This window comes from Bartonella sp. AC130YNZD (genome assembly GCF_042196865.1).
Lineage (GTDB): Bacteria > Pseudomonadota > Alphaproteobacteria > Rhizobiales > Rhizobiaceae > Bartonella.
In genome coordinates this window covers 1-755 of sequence record NZ_JBHIQZ010000147.1, presented here as the reverse complement: position 1 = coordinate 755, position 755 = coordinate 1, and the positions used below count along the sequence as shown (strand labels likewise).

The window sequence follows — 755 nt, the reverse complement described above, 5'->3', positions numbered from 1 at the left end:
GCAAATCTATTTTTGTTAGCAAGAGCCCTTAAATCCTTTCTTCTGAAATATATGGCACGTCCGCAACGAATAGGGGGATGCCCTTGCATGAGAATGATCTGTTCGTCTTTTCGCATTTCTTGGGTAATTTCGTGAGGATAAATTAAAGGTCTCTGCTGGAAATTGAGACTCTCTGTCCCTTTTGCTCCTGATGTTCCTAGAGATTTGCTTGATCCTTTCACTTCAACAGTCATTTTACCACATGCCTTTGATATATTTTCAGCCGTTTTAATATCTTTAATAGCGGCATAACTTACAAAAGCACAGCTTTCAAACCATGCCATAGCACCTGATGAACCGAAGTGACGTTCAATTTGTCCTACAGATTGGTAAAAGAGCATGAGAGATATTCCATATTTACGCCCACGGTCACGTGCTTCTTCTAAGATGTTCATATATCCTAAAAGATCAATCTCATCTAAAACAAAGAGGACTCTTTTTTCATAGTTTCCATTAGCGGCTTCCATAGCTTTGAGAAAAGAACCAACAAGAATACGTCCCACACCAGGGTAAGATTTTAGAATTTTTGATGGAATATTCAAAAAGATATCAATATTTCCTTTTGTGATATCAGTTGTTTTAAAGTCTTTACCACTTATAAGGTTGGCATAATTATCAAGGGAAAGCCATTGGGTATCTTTAGAAGCAGTAGCATAAACACCAGAGAAAGTTTGCGGTGCCATATTGGTAAAGACCCCAAGAGTTTCACGAATGAA

At 37.9% G+C, this 755-nt stretch carries 1 protein-coding gene; it reads right to left on the bottom strand.

All coding sequences use genetic code 11. The features are described from left to right. Positions 1–755 (bottom strand): type IV secretory system conjugative DNA transfer family protein (locus ACFINU_RS10490; protein ID WP_375667715.1); only part of this gene is annotated, 755 nt, incomplete at both ends.